At 66.0% G+C, this 19648-nt stretch carries 14 protein-coding genes; 10 read left to right on the top strand and 4 right to left on the bottom strand.

The features are described 5' to 3' along the window. Positions 1-80: 80 nt before the first annotated feature. Together ACFW0B_RS04850 and ACFW0B_RS04845 are read right to left on the bottom strand one after the other, a co-directional pair. The gene (locus ACFW0B_RS04850; protein ID WP_449146825.1) at positions 81-464 is read right to left on the bottom strand and encodes a PaaI family thioesterase; all 384 of its coding nucleotides are present in this window, start codon (positions 462-464) and stop codon (positions 81-83) included. Between the two features lie 2 nt (positions 465-466). Further along, positions 467-2779 carry a Tex family protein gene (locus ACFW0B_RS04845; RefSeq protein WP_449146824.1) on the bottom strand — a complete coding sequence of 771 codons (2313 nt, stop codon included), beginning with the start codon at positions 2777-2779 and terminating at the stop codon, positions 467-469. Between the two features lie 219 nt (positions 2780-2998). Here ACFW0B_RS04845 and ompR point away from each other — a divergent pair, with 219 nt between their 5' ends. The 3 genes from ompR (at position 2999) to ACFW0B_RS04830 (ending at position 9149) form a co-directional block, all read left to right on the top strand. Next, the gene (ompR, locus tag ACFW0B_RS04840) at positions 2999-3730 is read left to right on the top strand and encodes an osmolarity response regulator transcription factor OmpR (RefSeq protein ID WP_449146823.1); all 732 of its coding nucleotides are present in this window, start codon (positions 2999-3001) and stop codon (positions 3728-3730) included. A 43-nt stretch (positions 3731-3773) separates the two neighbouring features. Further along, complete coding sequence (locus ACFW0B_RS04835) at positions 3774-5087, top strand: ATP-binding protein (RefSeq protein ID WP_449147029.1); 1314 nt, start codon at positions 3774-3776, stop codon at positions 5085-5087. A 279-nt stretch (positions 5088-5366) separates the two neighbouring features. Continuing rightward, the gene (locus tag ACFW0B_RS04830; RefSeq protein WP_449146822.1) at positions 5367-9149 is read left to right on the top strand and encodes a sensor domain-containing protein; all 3783 of its coding nucleotides are present in this window, start codon (positions 5367-5369) and stop codon (positions 9147-9149) included. 181 nt (positions 9150-9330) lie between these two features. Here the strand turns inward: ACFW0B_RS04830 and rimK are convergent, their stop codons facing one another. Continuing rightward, positions 9331-10236: a 30S ribosomal protein S6--L-glutamate ligase gene (rimK, locus tag ACFW0B_RS04825; protein WP_449146821.1), complete on the bottom strand. Its 906-nt coding sequence runs from the start codon at positions 10234-10236 to the stop codon at positions 9331-9333. Further along, positions 10233-10697 carry a retropepsin-like aspartic endopeptidase RimB gene (gene rimB / locus ACFW0B_RS04820; protein WP_459251684.1) on the bottom strand — a complete coding sequence of 155 codons (465 nt, stop codon included), beginning with the start codon at positions 10695-10697 and terminating at the stop codon, positions 10233-10235. Before rimB ends, rimK begins: the two co-directional genes overlap by 4 nt. Positions 10698-10817: 120 nt before the next feature. Between rimB and ACFW0B_RS04815 the strand changes: the two genes are divergently transcribed. From ACFW0B_RS04815 to sstT, 7 genes are all read left to right on the top strand, one after another. Beyond that, a complete protein-coding gene (locus ACFW0B_RS04815; protein WP_449146820.1) occupies positions 10818-11228 on the top strand; it encodes an RNA-binding S4 domain-containing protein in 411 nt (136 codons plus the stop codon). Between the two features lie 152 nt (positions 11229-11380). Further along, on the top strand, positions 11381-12268 hold the full coding sequence (gene hslO, locus ACFW0B_RS04810; protein WP_449146819.1) for an Hsp33 family molecular chaperone HslO: 888 nt from the start codon (positions 11381-11383) through the stop codon (positions 12266-12268). A gap of 194 nt (positions 12269-12462) precedes the next feature. After that, positions 12463-14007 (top strand): phosphoenolpyruvate carboxykinase, encoded by a 1545-nt coding sequence (locus tag ACFW0B_RS04805; protein ID WP_449146818.1) that lies wholly within the window; start codon positions 12463-12465, stop codon positions 14005-14007. Between the two features lie 208 nt (positions 14008-14215). Next, complete coding sequence (locus ACFW0B_RS04800) at positions 14216-16156, top strand: RecQ family ATP-dependent DNA helicase (protein ID WP_449146817.1); 1941 nt, start codon at positions 14216-14218, stop codon at positions 16154-16156. A 216-nt stretch (positions 16157-16372) separates the two neighbouring features. Next, complete coding sequence (locus ACFW0B_RS04795; RefSeq protein WP_449146816.1) at positions 16373-17536, top strand: iron-containing alcohol dehydrogenase; 1164 nt, start codon at positions 16373-16375, stop codon at positions 17534-17536. A 28-nt stretch (positions 17537-17564) separates the two neighbouring features. Beyond that, positions 17565-17996, top strand: a complete 432-nt coding sequence (locus tag ACFW0B_RS04790) for an acyl-CoA thioesterase (protein ID WP_449146815.1) — start codon at positions 17565-17567, stop codon at positions 17994-17996. Positions 17997-18358: 362 nt separating this feature from the next. Further along, a complete protein-coding gene (gene sstT, locus ACFW0B_RS04785; RefSeq protein WP_449146814.1) occupies positions 18359-19606 on the top strand; it encodes a serine/threonine transporter SstT in 1248 nt (415 codons plus the stop codon). Positions 19607-19648 lie beyond the last annotated feature (42 nt).

The following is a 19648-nucleotide window of genomic DNA, read 5'->3' as shown; positions in this document are numbered from 1 at the left end:
GCCGCCGGCGGAAATACTTGTCCTGCCGGCGGTTCGCGTTGTCGCTTCGTCCAGAATAGAGCCTCGCCACCACCTCGCTATTACAGCTGAGCGAAGGTGCCTTGTCCCCTGGCGACCAGCTTGTCGCCCTGCAGCACGTCGGCCTCCACCACCAGCGTGCGCTTGCCGGCATGCAGCACCCGCGCCTTGCAGATCACCTCGCCGCCTGCCACCGGGCGGATGTAGTTGATCTTGCATTCCAGGGTGGCGCTGCGCCGGTCGAAGCCGTGGCTGCTGGAACAGGCCAGCCCCATGGTGACGTCCAGCAGGGAGAAGATCGCCCCGCCGTGCATCACCTGGCCACGGTTACGCAGGTGTTCGGCCATGGGCAGGCGTGCCTCGGCGACGCCGTCGCCCAGGCTCACCGCCTCGATGCCCAGGTGCTGGGTGTAATTGCTGCCGGTCCGCAGGTTGCTCAGGTCCATGGTCACTTCTTCTTGAGCTGCTTGGCGTTGGCGAACAGCGACGCCATGCCGCCGGTGGCAGGCGCTGCGCCATGGCGCGGGGCGCTCTGCTGCTGACGGGACTGGCCGCCCTGGCGGGCACCGCCGCGCGGGCCGTCGACCTTCTCGCCGGGGGTGTCGCCCATGCGCATGGACAGGCCGACGCGGTTACGCGGGATGTCCACTTCCATGACCTTCACGCGGACGATGTCACCGGCCTTGACCACTTCGTACGGGTCCTTGACGAACTTTTCCGACAGCGCGGAGATGTGCACCAGACCGTCCTGGTGGACGCCGATGTCGACGAAGGCGCCGAAGTTGGTGACGTTGGTCACCACGCCTTCGAGCACCATGCCGGGCTTGAGGTCCTTCAGGCTCTCGACGCCTTCCTGGAACTCGGCGGTCTTGAACTCGGGACGCGGGTCGCGGCCGGGCTTGTCCAGTTCCTTGAGGATGTCGGTGACAGTGGGCAGACCGAAGGTGTCATCGGTGAACCTGGCCGGGTCCAGACGCTTGAGGAAGGCGGAATCGCCGATCAGCGAGCGGATGTCACGGCCGGTATCGGCGGCGATGCGCTGCACCAGCGGATAGGTTTCCGGGTGCACCGCGGAGGCGTCCAGCGGGTTGTCGCCGTTCATCACGCGGAGGAAGCCGGCGGCCTGCTCGAAGGTCTTCTCGCCCAGGCGGCTGACCTTTTTCAGCTCGTCGCGGGTCTTGAAGGCGCCGTTGGCGTCACGGTAGTTGACGATGTTCTGCGCCAGGGTGGCGTTGAGGCCGGAGATGCGCGCCAGCAGGGCGGCCGAGGCGGTGTTCACGTCCACGCCCACGGCGTTCACGCAGTCTTCCACCACGGCATCCAGGCTGCGCGCCAGCTGCACCTGGGACACGTCGTGCTGGTACTGGCCGACGCCGATGGATTTCGGGTCGATCTTCACCAGCTCGGCCAGCGGGTCCTGCAGGCGGCGGGCGATGCTTACTGCGCCACGCAGGGACACGTCCAGGTCCGGGAATTCCTTCGCCGCCAGCTCGGAAGCGGAATACACCGACGCGCCGGCCTCGCTGACCATGATCTTGGTCATCTTCAGCGCGGGGTATTTCCGGATCAGTTCGATGGCCAGCTTGTCGGTCTCGCGGCTGGCGGTGCCGTTGCCGATAGCGATCAGGTCGACGCTGTGCTTGGCGCAGAGCTTGCCGAGGATGGCCAGGGTCTCGTCCCACTTGTTGTGCGGCACATGGGGGTAGACGGTGGCGGTTTCCAGCAGCTTGCCGGTGGCATCGACCACGGCCACCTTGCAGCCGGTGCGCAGGCCCGGGTCCAGACCCAGGGTGGCGCGCGGGCCGGCCGGCGCGGCCAGCAGCAGGTCGTGCAGGTTGCGGGCGAAGACGTTGATCGCCTCGCTTTCGGCGGCTTCGCGCAGCTCGCCCAGCAGGTCGGTTTCCAGGTGGGTATAGAGCTTGACTTTCCAGGTCCAGCGCACCACTTCGGACAGCCACTTGTCGGCGGCGCGGCCCTGATTCTGGATGTCGAAGCGCTCGCCGATCATCACTTCGCACGGGTGCAGGGTGCCCGGCAGCTCCTCGCCGACCTTCAGGGCGATGCTCAGCACGCCTTCGTTGCGGCCGCGGAAGATCGCCAGGGCCCGGTGCGAGGGCACGCCCTTGAGGTTTTCGTCATGCTCGAAGTAGTCGCTGAATTTGGCGCCTTCCTGCTCCTTGCCGGCCACCAGGCGGGCACTGAGGGTGGCGTTGTCCTTGAGGAAGCCGCGCAGGCTGGCGAGCAGGGTGGCGTCTTCGGCGAAGCGCTCCATGAGGATGTACTTGGCGCCTTCGAGCACGGCCTTGATGTCGGCGAAGCCCTTTTCCGCGTCGATGAAGCGAGCGGCTTCGGCTTCCGGGGCCAGAGTCGGGTCGTTGAACAGCGCGTCGGCCAGTTCGCCGAGGCCGGCTTCCAGGGCGATCTGGCCCTTGGTGCGGCGCTTCTGCTTATAGGGCAGGTAGAGGTCTTCGAGGCGGGTCTTGGTGTCGGCGAGGCGGATCTCGCGTTCCAGTTCCGGGGTCAGTTTGCCCTGTTCGGTGATGCTGGCGAGGATCGCGGTGCGGCGGTCTTCCATTTCGCGCAGATAGCGCAGGCGTTCTTCCAGGGTACGCAGCTGGGTATCGTCGAGGCTGCCGGTGACTTCCTTCCGGTAACGGGCGATGAAGGGGACGGTGGAACCCTCGTCCAGCAGTTCCACGGCGGCGGCGACCTGTTGCGGGCGCACGCCCAGTTCTTCAGCAATGCGGTTGTTGATATCCATTGAAAACACCTGCATGGGCGGCAGCCCGGGTCAGGGCACGGCGGCTACCGCGGAAAAACAGACCGGCGAGCCAGGGCTCGCCGGTAATGAAAGGCGCCGCATTATAAACACCGAGTTTCGAAGGGTAGGGAACCGTTCGGGGAAAAATCTGCTAACAATGGGCAAGCCGCCGCGCGCTGGCGGCAGGCGATAATGCGCGGCTTGCACACAGGAGAAAACATGAGCAGCAACCCGACCGCTGAAGGCGAAAAGATCCTCATAGTCGATGACGATGCCCGCCTGCGACGCTTACTCGAGCGCTTCCTCGACGAGCAGGGCTTTCGCGTGCGCGCCGTGGAGAACGTCGAGCAGATGGATCGCCTGCTGGCTCGCGAACTCTTCAACCTGGTGGTGCTGGACCTGATGCTTCCCGGCGAGGACGGCCTGTCGGCCTGCCGCCGCCTGCGCGCGTCCAACAACCAGGTGCCGATCATCATGCTCACCGCCAAGGGCGACGAGACCAGCCGCATCCAGGGACTGGAACTGGGCGCCGACGATTACCTGGCCAAGCCGTTCAACCCCCGCGAGCTGCTGGCGCGGATCAAGGCCGTGCTGCGCCGCCAGGCGCCGCAGGTACCGGGCGCCCCGGCCAGCGAGGACGAAAGCGTCAGCTTCGGTGAGTACGAGCTGTCGCTCGCCACCCGCGAACTGAAGAAAGGCAACGACGTACAGATGCTCACCACCGGTGAGTTCGCCGTGCTCAAGGCGCTGGTCCAGCATGCCCGCGAGCCGCTGACCCGCGACAAACTGATGAACCTGGCCCGTGGCCGCGAGTGGGACGCCCTGGAGCGCTCCATCGACGTGCAGATTTCCCGTCTGCGCCGGCTGATCGAACCGGACCCTTCCAAGCCGCGCTATATCCAGACCGTCTGGGGCGTGGGCTACGTGTTCGTACCCGATGGCAACAAGTGAACGTGCGACGGGGGTTCCCGCCGCCGGGCAACCCAGGGTGGTGATGCGCACCCCCTACTGGTTCCCGCAGAGCTTCTTCTCCCGCACCCTCTGGCTGGTGCTCATCGTCGTGCTGTTTTCCAAGGCGCTGACCCTGGTCTACCTGATGATGAACGAGGACGTACTGGTGGATCGCCAGTACAGCCACGGCGCCGCGCTGACCCTGCGCGCCTACTGGGCGGCGAGCGAAGAAGAGCGTCACGACCTGGCCAAGGCCGCCGGGCTCAAGCGGGTCCCCCGTGATGCCGTGCCCGCCAGTGAACAGCACTGGCCCTACAGCGAAATCTTCCAGCGCCAGATGCAGGCCGAACTCGGCCCGGGCACCGAAGTGCGCCTGCGGGCCCAGAGCCCGCCGGCGCTCTGGGTCCACGCCCCGGAACTGGGGCCGGACTGGGTGCGCATCCCGCTTTATCCACACCCCCTGCGCGGTCAGCGCATCTGGAGCGTGCTCGGCTGGTTCCTCGGCATCGGCCTGCTCTCCACTGCCGCTGCCTGGATTTTCGTGCGCCAGCTCAACGCCCCGCTCAAGCGTCTGGTCTTCGCCGCCCGCCAGGTCGGCCAGGGCCGCAGCGTGCGCCTGCCGGTGAGCGACACGCCGAGCGAGATGGCCGAGGTGTACCGCGCCTTCAACCAGATGGCCGAGGACGTCGAACGCGGAGCCCGCGAGCGCGAGCTGATGCTGGCCGGCGTTTCCCATGACCTGCGCACGCCGCTGACGCGCCTGCGCCTGTCCCTGGAATTGATGAGCAACGACTCCGAGCTGACCGAAGACATGGTCCGCGACATCGAGGATATGGACGCCATCCTCGACCAGTTCCTCGCCTTCATCCGTGATGGCCGCGACGAGCGGGTGGAAGAGTTGGACCTGGGCGAACTGGTCCGCGAAGTGGTCGCGCCCTACAACCAGCAGGGCGAACAGGTACGCCTGTGCCTGGAACCGCTGCCGCCGTTTCCGTTGCGGCGTGTGTCGATCAAGCGCCTGCTGACGAACCTGATCGAGAACGCGCTGCGATATGGCGGCAACGGTGTCGAGGTTGCAGCCTTCCTCGCCGGCGACAACGCAGCGCCCTACGTGGTGCTGAGCGTGCTGGACCGGGGCCAGGGCATCGACCCGTCGGAGCTGCAGGACATCTTCAACCCCTTCATCCGTGGCGACCGCGCCCGCGGCGGCAAGGGCACCGGCCTGGGGCTGGCCATCGTCAAGCGCATCGCCGCGCAGCACGGCGGCAGCGTCGAGTTGCGCAACCGCTCCGGCGGCGGCCTGGAAGCGCGGGTCTGCCTGCCGTTGGGCCTGATGCTCCCCCGCGACGCGGTGTAGGTTCCTGCGAAAAGGGTCTGCGCTTCGGCCATGCGTTGTCAGAAATCGGCTCGGCCTGCTCATTGACAGTCGTCAACTCCGCGGCCTCGCCGATTTCCGCCTAGCCTGGCCATCGCTCGGCTCCTTTTCGAGCGGAACGGTACATCGTAGCGATCTAGACGCTTTCTGACTGAAGCCCTTCGGTCCCGCCATCGGCAGTGCTGCCACGATGCCAGTGGTTCGGCGTACGCTAGCGCGGCGCTGGGCTATCCTCAGCTTGCGCACCGACATGAGGTCAGTATGCCAGCTGCTTCTTTCCGACTACCCCAATGGACCTGGTGGTTGCCTCTGCCGCTGCTGCATCTGGCCACTTGGGTTTCCCTTGGTACCCAGGCTTCCAGCGGATTGGCGGTCTGGTACCTGCCCTTCGCCCTCGGCCTGGTGTTCTGCCTGTGGTGGGGCGCGCGGGTATTGCCCGCCATCTATTTCAACGCGCTGCTCAGCGTGCCCCTGTGGGACCTCAGCTGGTACTGGGCGCCGCTCTACGCCGTGCCGGAAACACTCAGCGTCGCCGTGGGCTGGTGGGCGCTCAAGCGCGCCGGCTGCCATGCCGACCTGCGCGACTTCTCCGAACTCTTGCGCTTCATGCTCTATGGCGTGCTGCTGCCGGTAAGCCTGCTGGTCTACGGCGAGCAGGCGGCGTTGATGCTGAGCGACAGCACGCCGCGCGAGAGCTGGGGCAACGCCGCACTGCTGGTCTGGCCCGTGGCATGCCTGACCACGCTGGCCGTCAGTCTGCCGCTGCTGACCTACCTTACGCCGCTGTTCGGCCGCCGGGGCTGGGTGCCGGAGCCGGTGGAAGCGTTGCCCGATACCCTGCACCGCCTGCCGCCCTGGCCGTTGCTGCTGGTGCTGGCGCTGCTCATCCCCGGGCTGCTGAGCGTGGTGCCGTTGATCCTAACCCTGCCGCCCATCGGCCTGATGATGCTCGGCCTGGGGCTGGTCTGGGGCTTTCCTGGGGCCCTCTGCGGCGCCGCCCTTACCGCCCTGACGCTGCTCGCCCTGCCGGTCCTGCGCCAATTCGAAGGTGACGCGCTCCTGGCCGAACCGCTGTTGGGCGTCGAGCTCTATTTCAGCGTGTTGCTGCTGACGATGTCCGCGCTGCTGGTCGGGCGCAGCCTGAGTGACCTGCGCCTGGCGCTGGCCCGCCGCGACGAGATGCAGAAGGAACTGGCCCTGAGCAACCTGGCGCTGCAGGCCAGCCCTCTTGGGGTGACCATCATCGACGCGCGCCAGGCCGACCAGCCGCTGATCTACTGCAACCCGGCCTTCGAGCGGATGAGCGGCTATTCGCGGGACGAGGTCCTGGGCAATCACTGGCGCTTCCTGCTCCATCACGACCGCAATCAGTCCGAGCTGCCGCGCCTGCAGGATGCGCTGCAGCGTGGCGAGCAGTGCCAGCTGGTGTTGCGCAACTACCGCAAGGACGGCAGCCTGTTCTGGAACGAGATCACCGTGGCGCCCATGCGTGACGCCGAGGGCATCAGCCATTTCGTCGCCCTGCAGCACGATGTCAGCGGCCGCGAGATGCTGTTCGAAGAACTGGATACCCGCCGCGACGAGTTGCTGCGCCAGACGCACCTGCTGAACCAGACCGAAGCCATCGCCGACATCGGCAGCTGGGTGCTGGAGATCGCCACCCTGAAGATGGCCTGGAGCGAGGGCAGCTTCCGCATCTATGAACTGGATCCGGGCGCCGGCGCCCCCAGCCTCGGGCAGATGCTCAGCTACTTCGACCCGGCCAGCCGCTCCCTGCTGGAGGACACCCTGGAGCAGTGCCTGCGCAGCGCCGAGCCGTTCGACGTGGAGCTGCGCATCCAGGCCGCCCGCGGCACGCCCCGCTGGCTGCGGATCAAGGGCCTGGCCGAGCACGATGGCGACCAGGTGATCCGCATCTACGGCGCGATGCTCGACCTGACCAGCCAGAAGCGCGCCGAGCGCCTGCAGCACGAGCGCGACAAGCACCTGCACCTGTTCTTCGAGGCGCCATTGATCGGCATGGCCCTGTGCACCCCGGACCAGCGCTGGGAAGAGGTCAACTACAAGCTCTGCAGCATCCTCGGCCGCTCCCGCGAGCAACTGCGCGGCGTCGACTGGATGAGCATGACGGTGGCCGAGGACCGCGCCGCCGAAGAGGCCCTGCTGGAGGAGGTGCGCAAGGGCGAACGTGATGGCTACGAACTGGACAAGCGCTTCATGAAAGGCTCCGGCGGTACCGTGCACGCGCGGGTCAACGTGCGCGGCGTGCGTGACCTGGACGGCCAGCTCTACGCCTTGCTGGCGCTGGTGGAAGACATCAGCGCCCGGCACGAGGCCGAGGCGCGTTACCGGACCCTGGTGGAGCATGCGCCGGAAGCCATCCTGGTGTTCGATCCGCAGCACGGCATCGTCGAAGCCAACGAGAACGCCGCGCGCCTGTTCGGCATATCCCGCGAGCTGCTGAAAGGCCACATGCCCACCAGTTTCAGCCCGCCGCTGCAGGCCGACGGCCGCTCGTCGCGGGAGCTGGCCAGTGCCTATACCCGCGCCGCGCTCAAGGGCGAAACCCCCACCTTCGACTGGCTGATGCGCGATGTGAACGGTCGCGTGCGTCCCTGCGAGGTGCGTCTGGTGCGCCTGCCCGGCGAAGGCCGGCCGCTGATCCGCCTGAGCATCACCGATATTTCCGAGCGCCAGCGCTACCAGCGCGAGATCGAGCGCCTGGCCTACAGCGACGAACTCACCGGCCTGCCCAATCGCCGCCTGCTGCTCGATCGCCTGCAACACGCGATGGCTCGCGAGCAGCGTGAAGGTCGCTACGGCGCGCTGCTATTCATCGACCTGGACCACTTCAAGACGGTCAACGACAGTCTCGGCCACCCGGTGGGCGATGCCCTGCTGCGGGAAGTCACCGCGCGCCTGGCCGGCTGCCTGCGCAATGAAGACACCCTGGCGCGCCTTGGCGGCGACGAGTTCGTGGTGCTGCTGGAAGCCCTGGCCGACAGCCCGGAACAGGCCGGCAAGCTGGCCGCCGAAGTGGGCGACAAGCTGCTGCAAGGCCTGCACGGGAGTTACATCATCGGCGAGCACGAACTGGTGGTCAGCGCCAGCATCGGCATCGCCCTGCACCCCTTCATCGAACAGGTCGCCGCCGACGTCCTCAAGCAGGCCGACACCGCCATGTACCGGGCCAAGCAGTCCGGGCGCAACGCCCTGCATTTCTTCGCCCCGGAAATGCAGGCGGCCATCGACCAGCGCCTGCAACTGCAGAGCGAGCTGCGCCAGGCCATTGACCGCGGCCAGCTCAGCCTGGAGTTCCAGCCGCAACTGGCCCTGGTCGATGGCCGCGTGCTGGGCGCCGAGGCGCTGATGCGTTGGCATCACCCCACGCGCGGCGATGTGCCGCCGGCGCAGTTCATTCCGCTGGCGGAAGAAACCGGCCTGATCCTCGAACTGTCGGACTGGATGCTCGAACGCGCCTGCACCTGCCTCGCCGCCTGGCAGGCCGACCTGCCGTGGCTGGTGCTGGCCATCAATGTCAGCCCGCGCGAGCTGCGTAAAACCGGCTTCGTCGAGCGCATCGAAAGCGCGCTCAAGCGCCATGGCGTCCCGCCCGGCCGGCTGGAACTGGAAATCACCGAAGGCAGCCTGCTGGAAGAGGTGGAACAGTGCATTTGCGCCATGCAGGCGCTCAAGTCGTTGGGCGTGCGATTCGCCATAGACGACTTCGGCACCGGCTATTCATCCCTGGCCTACCTCAAGCGCCTGCCGCTGGACCGGCTGAAGATCGACCGCAGCTTCGTCGATGGCCTGGCCGTTGACGCGAACGACCTGGCCCTGGTTGAAACCATCCTGGCCATCGGCCGCAACCTCGGCCTGGAGTGCATTGCCGAAGGCATCGAGAGCGAGGAGCAGCTATCCATGTTGCGCCAGCGCGGCTGCGAGCTGGGCCAGGGCTATTTCTTCAGCCGGCCGCTGAATGAGGAAAACTTCCGCAGGTGGATTCGCGAGCGGGAAGGGCGGCCGGTGGTGCGGAGCCTGTAGGCACCTTGTAGAGGCGAATTCATTGGCTATGTCTGCAAAAGCTGTTGCGGTATTGAAGGGAACGCTCTGGCCAGGGGTTTTCAGGTCTCCATGTCCGCCTGACTCTTCCCTCTCCCCAACCCTCTCCCGCAAGCGTGAGAGGGGGCTGTCCGTGCAGACCTTCAAGCCCGTGCCCCCAGGCTCACCCCTTTCCTTTGGTTCTCGTCGAATTGGGGCAGGCGTTCTTTTCCAGGTACTGGATGATGATGCCGGCCACATCGTGCCCGGTGGTGGTCTCGATGCCCTCCAGGCCGGGTGAGGAGTTCACCTCCATCACCAGCGGGCCGTGATTGGAGCGCAGGATATCCACGCCCGCCACCGAGAGGCCCATGACCTTGGCGGCGCGGATGGCGGTGGAGCGCTCTTCCGGGGTGATCTTGATCAGGCTGGCGTGGCCGCCGCGATGCAGGTTGGAGCGGAATTCACCCGGCTTGGCCTGGCGCTTCATCGCTGCGATCACCTTGTCGCCCACCACGAAGCAGCGGATATCGGCGCCGCCGGCTTCGCGGATGTATTCCTGCACCATGATGTTCTGCTTCAGGCCCATGAAGGCCTCGATCACCGATTCGGCCGCCTTCTCCGTCTCGCACAACACCACGCCTATGCCCTGGGTGCCTTCCAGCACCTTGATCACCAGTGGGGCGCCGTTGACCATGCGGATCAGGTCGGGGATGTCGTCGGGGGAGTGGGCAAAGCCGGTCACCGGCAGGCCGATGCCCTTGCGCGCGAGCAGCTGCAGCGAACGCAACTTGTCCCGCGAGCGGGTGATGGCCACCGATTCATTGAGCGGGAACACCCCCATCATTTCGAACTGGCGCAGCACGGCGCAGCCATAGAAGGTGACCGAGGCGCCGATCCTCGGGATCACCGCGTCGAAGCCTTCCAGCGGCCGCCCGCGGTAGTGGATCTGCGGCTTGTGGCTGGCGATGTTCATATAGGCGCGCAGGGTATCGATGACCACCATCTCATGGCCGCGCTGATGGCCGGCCTCGACGAGGCGGCGAGTCGAATACAGGCGCGGATTGCGCGATAACACGGCGATTTTCATTGGGCACCGGGGAGGGAAAGAGTCGGTTTTTCCTGTACGTAGGTGAGGGCCGGATTGACCACCAACTGGGCCTGTACCAGGGCCTTGGAGCCCAGCAGCACGCGGTAGCGCATGGTCTTGCGGCAGGCCAGGGTGAACTCGATGGGCCAGACCCGGTCACCCAGCGCGAGCAGCGTGCGAATGACATAACGGGTCTGCGCCTGGCCGTTGGAGCTTTTTATGGTCTTCACCGTCACCACCTGCGCTTCGCATCGATGTCGCCGCTGCACCAGGGTGCCGAGGTGCGCGGTGAACCGGACCCACTGCTCGCCATTCTTTTCGAAGGGGACGATGTCGCTGGCGTGCAGGGTGGAGGTGCTGGCGCCGGTATCGATCTTCGCGCGCAGGCCGACCATGCCGAGTTCCGGCAGGGCGATCCACTCGCGGAGTCCGATCACGGAGAGATGGTCGAAAGTCTTCAATACAGGCTTTCCGGTAAAATTGGCGCATTCTAGTGGGCCGGAATGACAACTGCATCTGGCCCTGGCTGAGCTTAGACCGGGCTGACGAATGGGGCTGCCCGTGGGGGATGGAAACGAGTCATGCGCGGCAAAGACAAAGACGATAAAGACGACGACAAGGTTCGCCTTGACAAGTGGTTGTGGGCCGCGCGCTTCTACAAGACCCGCGCCCTGGCCAAGGAAGCCATCGAGGGCGGCAAGGTCCACCATCACGGCGAGCGCTGCAAGCCGTCGAAGGAACCGAAGGTGGGCGACGAATACGTCATCCGCGCCGGCTTCGACGAGCGCACCGTGATCGTCCGCGCGCTGTCGGCGGTGCGTCGCGGCGCCCCCGAGGCACAGGCGCTGTACGAGGAAACCGCCGAGAGCCTGGCCAGGCGCGAAGAGGCCGCCGCCATGCGCAAGGCCGGCGCCCTGGGCATCCAGACCGATGGGCGGCCGACGAAGAAACAGCGCCGGCAGATTCATTTCCTGCGCGGCGGTCACGAATAGGGTCACGGCGAAGACCAGCTGCCGCCGCCGGGTTCCGATCGATAGAAAACGCCCGCGCCGGCGATAGACAGCCGGCCCTTGGTCAGCCGGCGGATTTGCGCATAAAATCGCCAGCCTTTCGGCCAAACTGGCCCAAATGCAGCGAGTCCGGCATGTCCGATTTCACCCAACGTTTTCTGTTCGACCACACCGATGTGCGCGGCGAACTGGTCTCCCTCGGCGAGAGCTACGCCCACGTCCTGGCCAAGCATCCCTACCCGGAGCCGGTTGCCCAGCTGCTCGGTGAAATGCTCGCCGCCGCTTCCCTGCTGGTCGGCACCCTGAAGTTCGACGGCCTGCTGGTATTGCAGGCGCGCTCCTCCGGTGCGGTTCCACTGCTGATGGTGGAATGCTCCAGCGACCGCGAAGTGCGTGGCATCGCCCGTTACCACGCCAGCCAGGTCACGCCCGCGGCCGGCCTGCGCGAACTGATGCCCGAAGGTTCACTGACCCTGACCGTGGACCCGAAGCAGGGCCAGCGCTACCAGGGCATCGTCGCCCTCGAAGGCGCGACTCTGGCCGAATGCCTGTCCGGCTACTTCGACAATTCCCAGCAGCTACCTACCCGCTTCTGGCTCAACGCCGATGGCCGCAATGCCCGTGGCATGCTGCTCCAGGCCCTGCCGGCGGACCGCCTGAAGGACCCCGAGGCCCGCGAGGCCAACTGGCAGCACCTGACCACCCTGGCCGACACCCTGACCGCCGAGGAATTGCTCGGCCTGGACAACGAAACGGTGCTGCACCGCCTCTATCATGAAGAAGTAGTGCGCTTGTTCGATCCGCAGGCCATCCAGTTCCGCTGCAGCTGCTCGCGCCAGCGTTCGGCCAACGCGCTGTTCAGCCTGGGCCAGGAAGATGCCGAAGCCCTGCTGCAGGAAAACGGCGGCTCCGTAGTGATCGATTGCCAGTTCTGCAATCAGCGCTACACCTTCGACGCGGCGGACATCGCCCAGTTGTTCGCCGGTGGCGGCAGCGCCGCGCCGTCGGAGACGCGCCACTGAATATGTAGTGTGCCCATCGGGTCGCTGCGTGACCGGGGTGCGATTATCGGTCAGGAATATGCCCGGCTGACAGGAGGTTTATACCCAAAGCGGGCTTTTCTGGCATAATCGCGCGCACTTTTTTCGCTGTAGGGGGTCGCAGTACCCACTACAAATCGTTTGGAGGACTCGGCTTTTCGCCGACGGGGAACCACATGACGCAAGCCAATAACGCCGTGTACACCGATATCAGCGCCGCGCAACTGGTCGAAGAGGCCATCCGCCGTGGTGAGGGTGAACTGGCCGCCAACGGTTCGTTGGTCGTTCAGACCGGCCACCGCACCGGTCGTTCTCCGGCGGATCGTTTCATCGTTCAAGAGCCGAGCACCGACGCCAAGATCGCCTGGGGCAACATCAACCGTCCCTTCCCGGCGGACAAATTCGATGCGCTGTGGGCTCGCGTTGAAGCTTATCTGACCGAACGCGAGCGTTTCGTCTCCCACGTGCACGTCGGCGCCGACCCCGAGCACTACCTGGCCGTCAAGATGACCACCGAGACTGCCTGGCACAACCTGTTCGGCCGTTGCCTGTTCATCAATCCGGAACAGTACAACCCGCAGTCCCGCCAGGAGTGGCAGATCCTCAATGCCCCGGACTTCGTCTGCGAGCCGGAGCGTGACGGCACCAACTCCGATGGCTGCGTGATCCTCAACTTCGCCGCCAGGAAGGTGCTGATCGCCGGCATGCGCTACGCCGGTGAAATGAAGAAGGCCATGTTCTCCGTGCAGAACTTCCTGCTGCCGGAAAAGGACGTGCTGCCGATGCACTGCGCCGCCAACGTCGGCGAAGAAGGCGACACCACCCTGTTCTTCGGTCTGTCCGGCACCGGCAAGACCACCCTGTCCGCTGACCCGAGCCGTTATCTGATCGGTGACGACGAGCACGGCTGGGGCGTGGGTACCGTGTTCAACATCGAAGGCGGCTGCTACGCCAAGTGCATCGACCTGTCCGAGAAGAACGAGCCGGTGATCTGGAAAGCCATCCAGTTCGGCGCCGTGCTGGAAAACGTCGTGCTGAACCCGGAAACCCGCCTGCCCGACTACAGCGATGACAGCCTGACCCAGAACACCCGTGCCGCCTACCCGCTGCACCTGGTGGAGAAGCGCGTCGAGGCCAACCGTGCCGGCGAGCCGAACGCGGTGATCTTCCTCACCTGCGACCTGACCGGCGTGCTGCCGCCCGTTTCCATCCTGAACAACGAGCAGGCTGCCTACCACTTCCTGTCCGGCTACACCGCGCTGGTCGGCTCCACCGAAATGGGTTCCGGCGGCGGCATCAAGTCCACCTTCTCCACCTGCTTCGGCGCGCCGTTCTTCCCGCGTCCGGCCGGTGAGTACGCCGAACTGCTGATCAAGCGCATCCAGGGCTTCGGCTCCAAGGTGTACCTGGTCAACACCGGCTGGACCGGCGGTGGCTATGGTGTTGGCAAGCGCTTCAACATCCCGACCACCCGTGGCGTGATCGCTGCCATCCAGAGCGGTGCCCTGATCGGCGCCGAGACCGAGCACCTGGACATCATCAACCTGGACGTGCCGAAGGCCGTTCCGGGCGTCGACACCAACCTGCTCAACCCGCGCAACACCTGGGCTGACAAGGCTGCCTACGACGAAGCTGCCAAGGCCCTGGCCGCGCAGTTCATCGAGAACTTCAAGAAGTTCGACGTCTCCGACGCGATCAGGAACGCCGGCCCGCAGCTCTAAGCCGCACCGCGTCCTTGCGAAGAAGCCGCCTCCGGGCGGCTTTTTCATTCCCGGCGGACTCCGTTCCCTCTCGTAGGATGGGTAGAGCGGAGCGAAACCCATCAAAGCGGATCGATGGGATTCAAAGGCGAAATGTCGTACCCGGATTCCGGACCCTGTCAGGTCTATCGCGGTCCATGACCAATACCCCATCAAAGGAGTGATCCCCATGCCCGCAACCCGCCTCGCCAGGGTCTTCGGTTACGACCATTTCCGTCCTGGCCAGGAAGCCGCCATCTCTGCCGTGCTGGCCGGCCGTTCAGCCGCCGCCATCTTTCCCACCGGTTCCGGCAAGTCGTTGTGCTACCAGCTGCCGGCCCTGCACCTGCCACACCTGACCCTGGTGGTGTCGCCGCTGCTGGCGCTGATGCAGGACCAGTTGGCGTTCCTGCAGCGTCACGGCATCGCCGCCGCCAGCATCGACTCGGCGCAGAGTCGCGAAGAGGCCGCCGAGGTCATGGCGCGGGCGCGCGCCGGTGAGCTGAAAATCCTGATGATCTCCGTCGAGCGCCTGAAGAACGAGCGCTTCCGTGGGTTCATCCAGCAGGTGCCGATCTCGCTGCTGGTGGTGGATGAGGCCCACTGCATTTCCGAGTGGGGCCACAACTTCCGCCCCGACTACCTCAAGTTGCCCGAGTACCAGCGCCAGTTCGGCATTCCTCAGGTGCTGTTGCTGACCGCCACGGCGACGCCGACCGTGATCTCCGACATGCAGCGCAAGTTCGCCATCGCCGATGCCGACGTCATCACCACCGGCTTCTACCGCCCCAACCTCAACCTGCTGGTGGAGCCGGTGGCTGGTGCGCGCAAGCTGGAGCGGCTGGCGAGCTGGCTGGGCGATCGCGCCGGGCAGCCGGCCATCGTCTACGTCACCTTGCAGAAGACCGCCGAAGACGTGGCCGGTTGGCTGACCGAGCGTGGCGTCGCCGCCAGTGCCTATCACGCCGGCATGGCCCATGAAGCGCGTGAGACGCTGCAGCGGCGCTTCATGGCGGGCGAGGTGACAGTGATGGTCGCGACCATCGCCTTCGGCATGGGCATCGACAAGCGCGACATCCGCCAGGTGGTGCACTACGACCTGCCCAAGTCGGTGGAGAACTACAGTCAGGAAATCGGCCGCGCCGGGCGCGACGGCCAGCCTTCGGACTGCCTGGTGCTGGCCAATCGCGACAGCCTCAACGTGCTGGAAAACTTCGTCTACGGCGATACGCCGGAACTGTCCGGCATCCGCCAGGTGCTGGCGGAGCTGAAGGCGGCCGGGCAGGGCGGTGACCGCTGGGAGCTGATGCTCGGTGCGCTCTCCGACCAGAGCAACATTCGCCAGCTGCCCCTCAAGACCTTGCTGGTGCAACTGGAGTTGCGCGGCATCATCGCGCCGCTTTATGCCTATTTCGCCGAGTACCGCTTCAAGCATCTGCTGGCGCCTGAAGCCCTGGTGGAACGCTTCGAAGGCGAGCGCCGCCAGTTCGTCGGGGCGCTGCTGCGCACCTCCACCCGCGCCCGCACCTGGTGCACCGTGGATTTCGACCGCCTGTACCGTGAGTACGGCGCCGAACGCAGCCGCGTGGTGAAGGCCCTGGATTACTTCCAGGAGCGCGGCTGGATCGAGCTGGAAAGCAAGCAGATGACCGAGGTCTATGCCCTGCAGCAACCGAACTTCGAGCCGGACGCCCTGGCTATTGAACTGCATCGTTACTTCCGCCAGCAGGAAGACAGCGAAATCGCCCGCATCCAGGCGATGCTGCAGCTGTTTTCCAGCGACAGCTGCCTGAGCGCGCGCCTCGCCCGCTATTTCGGCGACCACGAGGTCCCCGAGCGTTGCGGCCATTGCTCGGTGTGCCGGGGCCGCGTGGCGCACCTGCCGGAACCGCCGGCCCTGGCACCCCTGGCGGAGCGGAACTTCAGCGCCCTGTGTGGCGGCTTCAGCCAGCGCTACCAGGAATTGCGCGGCGAGCCGCCAAGCGCCGACTGCCTGACCCGCCTGCTCTGCGGCATCAGCGCGCCGCTCTTCACCCGGCTCAAGGCGCGCAGCCTGCCGGGCTTCGCCGCACTGGAGGCCTATCCCTACGCCGAGGTGCGTGAATGGGTGAGCCAACAGCCGGGCCTGTAGAAGGGCGAATTCATTCGCCAAGCAGGCTGAAGGCCTGCCCTGGCCGCAATCCTGCTGGACCGTTGCCGGGAGAACCCCGAGGAATCGGTGGCGCGTCGGTGGACTTCCTGCACGACTCGGCCTATGTCCTATTGGCGGGCTTCTACCTGCGTCGCGTGCTGCCCGGTGCCGGCAGCCATCGCGAAGCCCCCCACGACAACAATGGAGGACGCCACGATGCAGCCCTTCAGCTTCGCCACTACCGCACAGATTCTCTGTGAATCCGGCTCGGCCGTGCGCCTGGCCGAACTCTGCCGTGACCGCGGCGCGCGCCGCGTGCTGCTGGTCACCGATCCGGGCATCAACCGGCTGGGTCTGCTGGATGAGGTCCTGCTCGGGTTCGCCCTCGAGGGCATCAGTGTTGCGGTCTACGACCAGGTGCAGGCCGATCCGCCCGAGGCGGTGGTGCTGGAGGCCGTGGAGCTGGGGAAGGTCCTGGGTGCCGAGCTGGTGGTGGGTTTTGGCGGCGGCAGCTCGATGGACGTGGCCAAGCTGGCGGCGCTGCTGGCGCACCCGGACTGCCGGCAGGGGCTGGTGGACCTCTACGGCGTGGGCAATGTACGCGGTCGCCGCCTGCCGCTGCTGCAGGTGCCGACCACTGCCGGTACCGGCTCCGAGGTGACGCCGATTGCCATCGTCACCACCGGCGAGACCACCAAGACGGGCGTGGTTTCACCAGTGCTGCTGCCGGACCTGGCGCTGCTCGACGCCGACCTGACCCTCGGCCTGCCGGCGGCGGTCACCGCGGCCACCGGGATCGACGCGATGGTCCATGCCATCGAGGCCTACACCAGCCGCCTGAAGAAGAATCCGCTGTCCGACCTGCTCGCCCGTGAAGCCTTGCGCCTGCTGGCCGGCAACCTCGACGCGGTAGTCGCATCCGGGCGCAACCGCGAGGCGCGCCAGGCCATGCTGCTGGGCGCCTGCCTCGCCGGCCAGGCCTTCGCCAATGCACCGGTAGCGGCGGTGCATGCGCTGGCCTATCCGCTGGGCGGGCACTTCCATATTCCCCATGGCCTGGCCAACGCCCTGATGCTGCCCCACGTGCTCCGTTTCAACGCCGATGTGGCCGCGCCGCTCTACGCCGAGCTGGCGCGGCTGGTGCTCGGCGACAAGCTCCAGCCGGGCAACGCGGCGGAGCTTGCCGAGCAGTTGATCCGCGAACTTGCCGCCTTCAGCGAACGCAGTGGGTTGCCTACCCGCCTGCGCGACGCCGGTGTGCCCGAAGCCATGCTGCCGCGCCTGGCCAGCGATGCCATGTTGCAACAGCGGCTGCTGGTGAATAATCCGCGCGAGGTCAGCGAGGCGCAGGCCCTGGCCATCTACCAGGCGGCCTTCTGACCGATCCAACCGAACCCAGGGAACCCCCATGAGCCAACCCCAGCACCTGCGCGGCGATTACCGCCACTTTCAGCCCATCACCACCCGCTGGCACGACAACGACATCTACGGCCATGTGAACAACGTGGTCTATTACGGCTACTTCGACAGCGCGGTGAACACCTACCTGATCGAACAGGGCGGGCTGGATATCCACGAAGGCGGCGTGGTGGGCTTCGTGGTCAGTTCCTCCTGCGACTACTTCGCCTCCATCGCCTTCCCCGACCGCATCGAGGTCGGCCTGCGCGTCGGCAAGCTGGGCAGCAGCTCGGTGCAGTACGAACTGGCGATCTTCAAGCAGGGCGAGGATGAAGCCTGTGCCGCCGGGCGCTTCGTCCACGTTTTCGTCGACCGCGACAGCAACCGGCCTGTGCCGATTCCGCAAAGCCTGCGCGCGGCGCTGGTGGAGCTGGTGGTGTAGGGGCGAATTCATTCGCCAAGGACAGCGTAGCTGTCCCTTCGATTGCTTCAGGGGCAGACCTGCGGTCCGCATGGCGAATGAATTCGCCCCCTTCTACAGGCAACTTTCATCCATTGGACCCGAAACGGCTGAAATAGCGACATCCAGAGCCCCGACCGTCCGTCCGCTCTATTCATTGCCGGCGTGAGTCCGCACAATGCGCGCCAAACCCGAATGACCCACCCGGCGGCGAGGTACTGGACCGCGTAGCCTGGCTTTTGCTTTACCGCTTGATCTGGAGCAGCCAGGGCGGGGCGTCATCGGGGCTCAATGTCCACCCCGGGCCGGCCCGTCGTGCGGCCCGACGTTCAGCGGTACCTGCCATGACCCATGCAAACGGCTCCATCCTGCAACGCTTGAAACGCACCAGCCTGGTGACCCGGATCATCATCGGCCTGATCGCCGGCATCGCCCTCGCCCTGATCGCCCCCTCGTACGCCAGCGCCGTCGGCCTGCTCGGCAAGCTTTTCGTCATGGCCCTGAAGGCCGTGGCGCCGGTGCTGGTGTTCGTCCTGGTGATCGCTGCCATCGCCAACCACAAGCCGGGCGAGCGCACCCACATCCGCCCGATCCTCTTCCTCTACCTGATCGGCACCTTCTCCGCAGCGGTGGTGGCGGTGCTGGCTTCCAGCGTCTTCCCCTCGACCATCGCCCTGACTACCGGCGCCAATGACCTCGCGCCGCCCGGCAACATCGCCGAGGTCCTGCTGGGCCTGCTGGGCAGTGCCGTGGCCAACCCGGTGACCGCGCTGATGGAAGCCAACTTCATCGGCATCCTGGTTTGGGCGGTCGGTCTGGGCATCGCCATCCGCCAGGGCAGCGACACCACCCGCAACGTGTTCAGCGACCTGTCCCACGGCGTGTCGCTGATCGTCCGTGTGGTGATCAGCTTCGCCCCGCTGGGCATCTTCGGCCTGGTGGCCTCGACCCTCGCGGAGAACGGCCTCGGCGTGCTGGCCGACTATGCCCACCTGCTGGCGGTGCTGCTGGGCTGCATGCTCTTCGTGGCCTTCGTGGTGAACCCGCTGATCGTGTTCTGGAAGATTCGCCGCAACCCCTATCCGCTGGTGCTGACCTGCCTGCGCGAAAGCGGCATCACCGCCTTCTTCACCCGCAGCTCTGCCGCCAACATCCCGGTGAACCTGCAGCTGTCGGAAAAGCTCGGCCTGCACGAAGACACCTACTCGATCTCCATCCCGCTGGGCGCCACCATCAACATGGCCGGCGCGGCCATCACCATCACCGTGCTGACCCTGGCGGCGGTGAAAACCCTGGGCATCGCCGTGGACATTCCCACCGCCATCCTGCTCAGCATGGTGGCGTCAATCTGTGCCTGTGGCGCTTCCGGCGTGGCGGGCGGTTCGCTGCTGCTGATCCCGCTGGCCTGCAGCCTGTTCGGCATCCCCAGCGAAGTGGCGATGCAGGTGGTTGCCGTCGGCTTCATCATCGGTATCCTGCAGGACGCCGCCGAAACCGCGCTCAACTCGTCCACCGACGTGCTCTTCACCGCAGCCGCCTGCATGGCCAGCGGCGATGTGGACGAGGCGCGCACCGAGCAGCAGATCGGCTGATTCCCGCGCAACGAAAAAAGCCCGGAATTCCGGGCTTTTTCA

Source organism: Metapseudomonas phytobenefica (genome assembly GCF_043392685.1).
GTDB lineage: Bacteria > Pseudomonadota > Gammaproteobacteria > Pseudomonadales > Pseudomonadaceae > Metapseudomonas.
The sequence above is the reverse complement of the archived record's forward strand: the minus strand, read 5'-3'. Positions and strand labels throughout refer to the sequence as shown.

What these genes read in the sequence shown, in the direction of transcription:
- ACFW0B_RS04800 (WP_449146817.1), top strand. Translation starts at nt 14,216, where the DNA reads ATGCCCGCAACCCGCCTCGCCAGGGTCTTCGGTTACGACCATTTCCGT.
- ACFW0B_RS04805 (WP_449146818.1), top strand. Translation starts at nt 12,463, where the DNA reads ATGACGCAAGCCAATAACGCCGTGTACACCGATATCAGCGCCGCGCAA.
- ACFW0B_RS04790 (WP_449146815.1), top strand. Translation starts at nt 17,565, where the DNA reads ATGAGCCAACCCCAGCACCTGCGCGGCGATTACCGCCACTTTCAGCCC.
- ACFW0B_RS04835 (WP_449147029.1), top strand. Translation starts at nt 3,774, where the DNA reads ATGCGCACCCCCTACTGGTTCCCGCAGAGCTTCTTCTCCCGCACCCTC.
- sstT (WP_449146814.1), top strand. Translation starts at nt 18,359, where the DNA reads ATGACCCATGCAAACGGCTCCATCCTGCAACGCTTGAAACGCACCAGC.
- rimK (WP_449146821.1), bottom strand. Translation starts at nt 10,236, where the DNA reads ATGAAAATCGCCGTGTTATCGCGCAATCCGCGCCTGTATTCGACTCGC.
- ACFW0B_RS04845 (WP_449146824.1), bottom strand. Translation starts at nt 2,779, where the DNA reads ATGGATATCAACAACCGCATTGCTGAAGAACTGGGCGTGCGCCCGCAA.
- ACFW0B_RS04795 (WP_449146816.1), top strand. Translation starts at nt 16,373, where the DNA reads ATGCAGCCCTTCAGCTTCGCCACTACCGCACAGATTCTCTGTGAATCC.
- ACFW0B_RS04815 (WP_449146820.1), top strand. Translation starts at nt 10,818, where the DNA reads ATGCGCGGCAAAGACAAAGACGATAAAGACGACGACAAGGTTCGCCTT.
- ACFW0B_RS04830 (WP_449146822.1), top strand. Translation starts at nt 5,367, where the DNA reads ATGCCAGCTGCTTCTTTCCGACTACCCCAATGGACCTGGTGGTTGCCT.
- ACFW0B_RS04850 (WP_449146825.1), bottom strand. Translation starts at nt 464, where the DNA reads ATGGACCTGAGCAACCTGCGGACCGGCAGCAATTACACCCAGCACCTG.
- ompR (WP_449146823.1), top strand. Translation starts at nt 2,999, where the DNA reads ATGAGCAGCAACCCGACCGCTGAAGGCGAAAAGATCCTCATAGTCGAT.
- hslO (WP_449146819.1), top strand. Translation starts at nt 11,381, where the DNA reads ATGTCCGATTTCACCCAACGTTTTCTGTTCGACCACACCGATGTGCGC.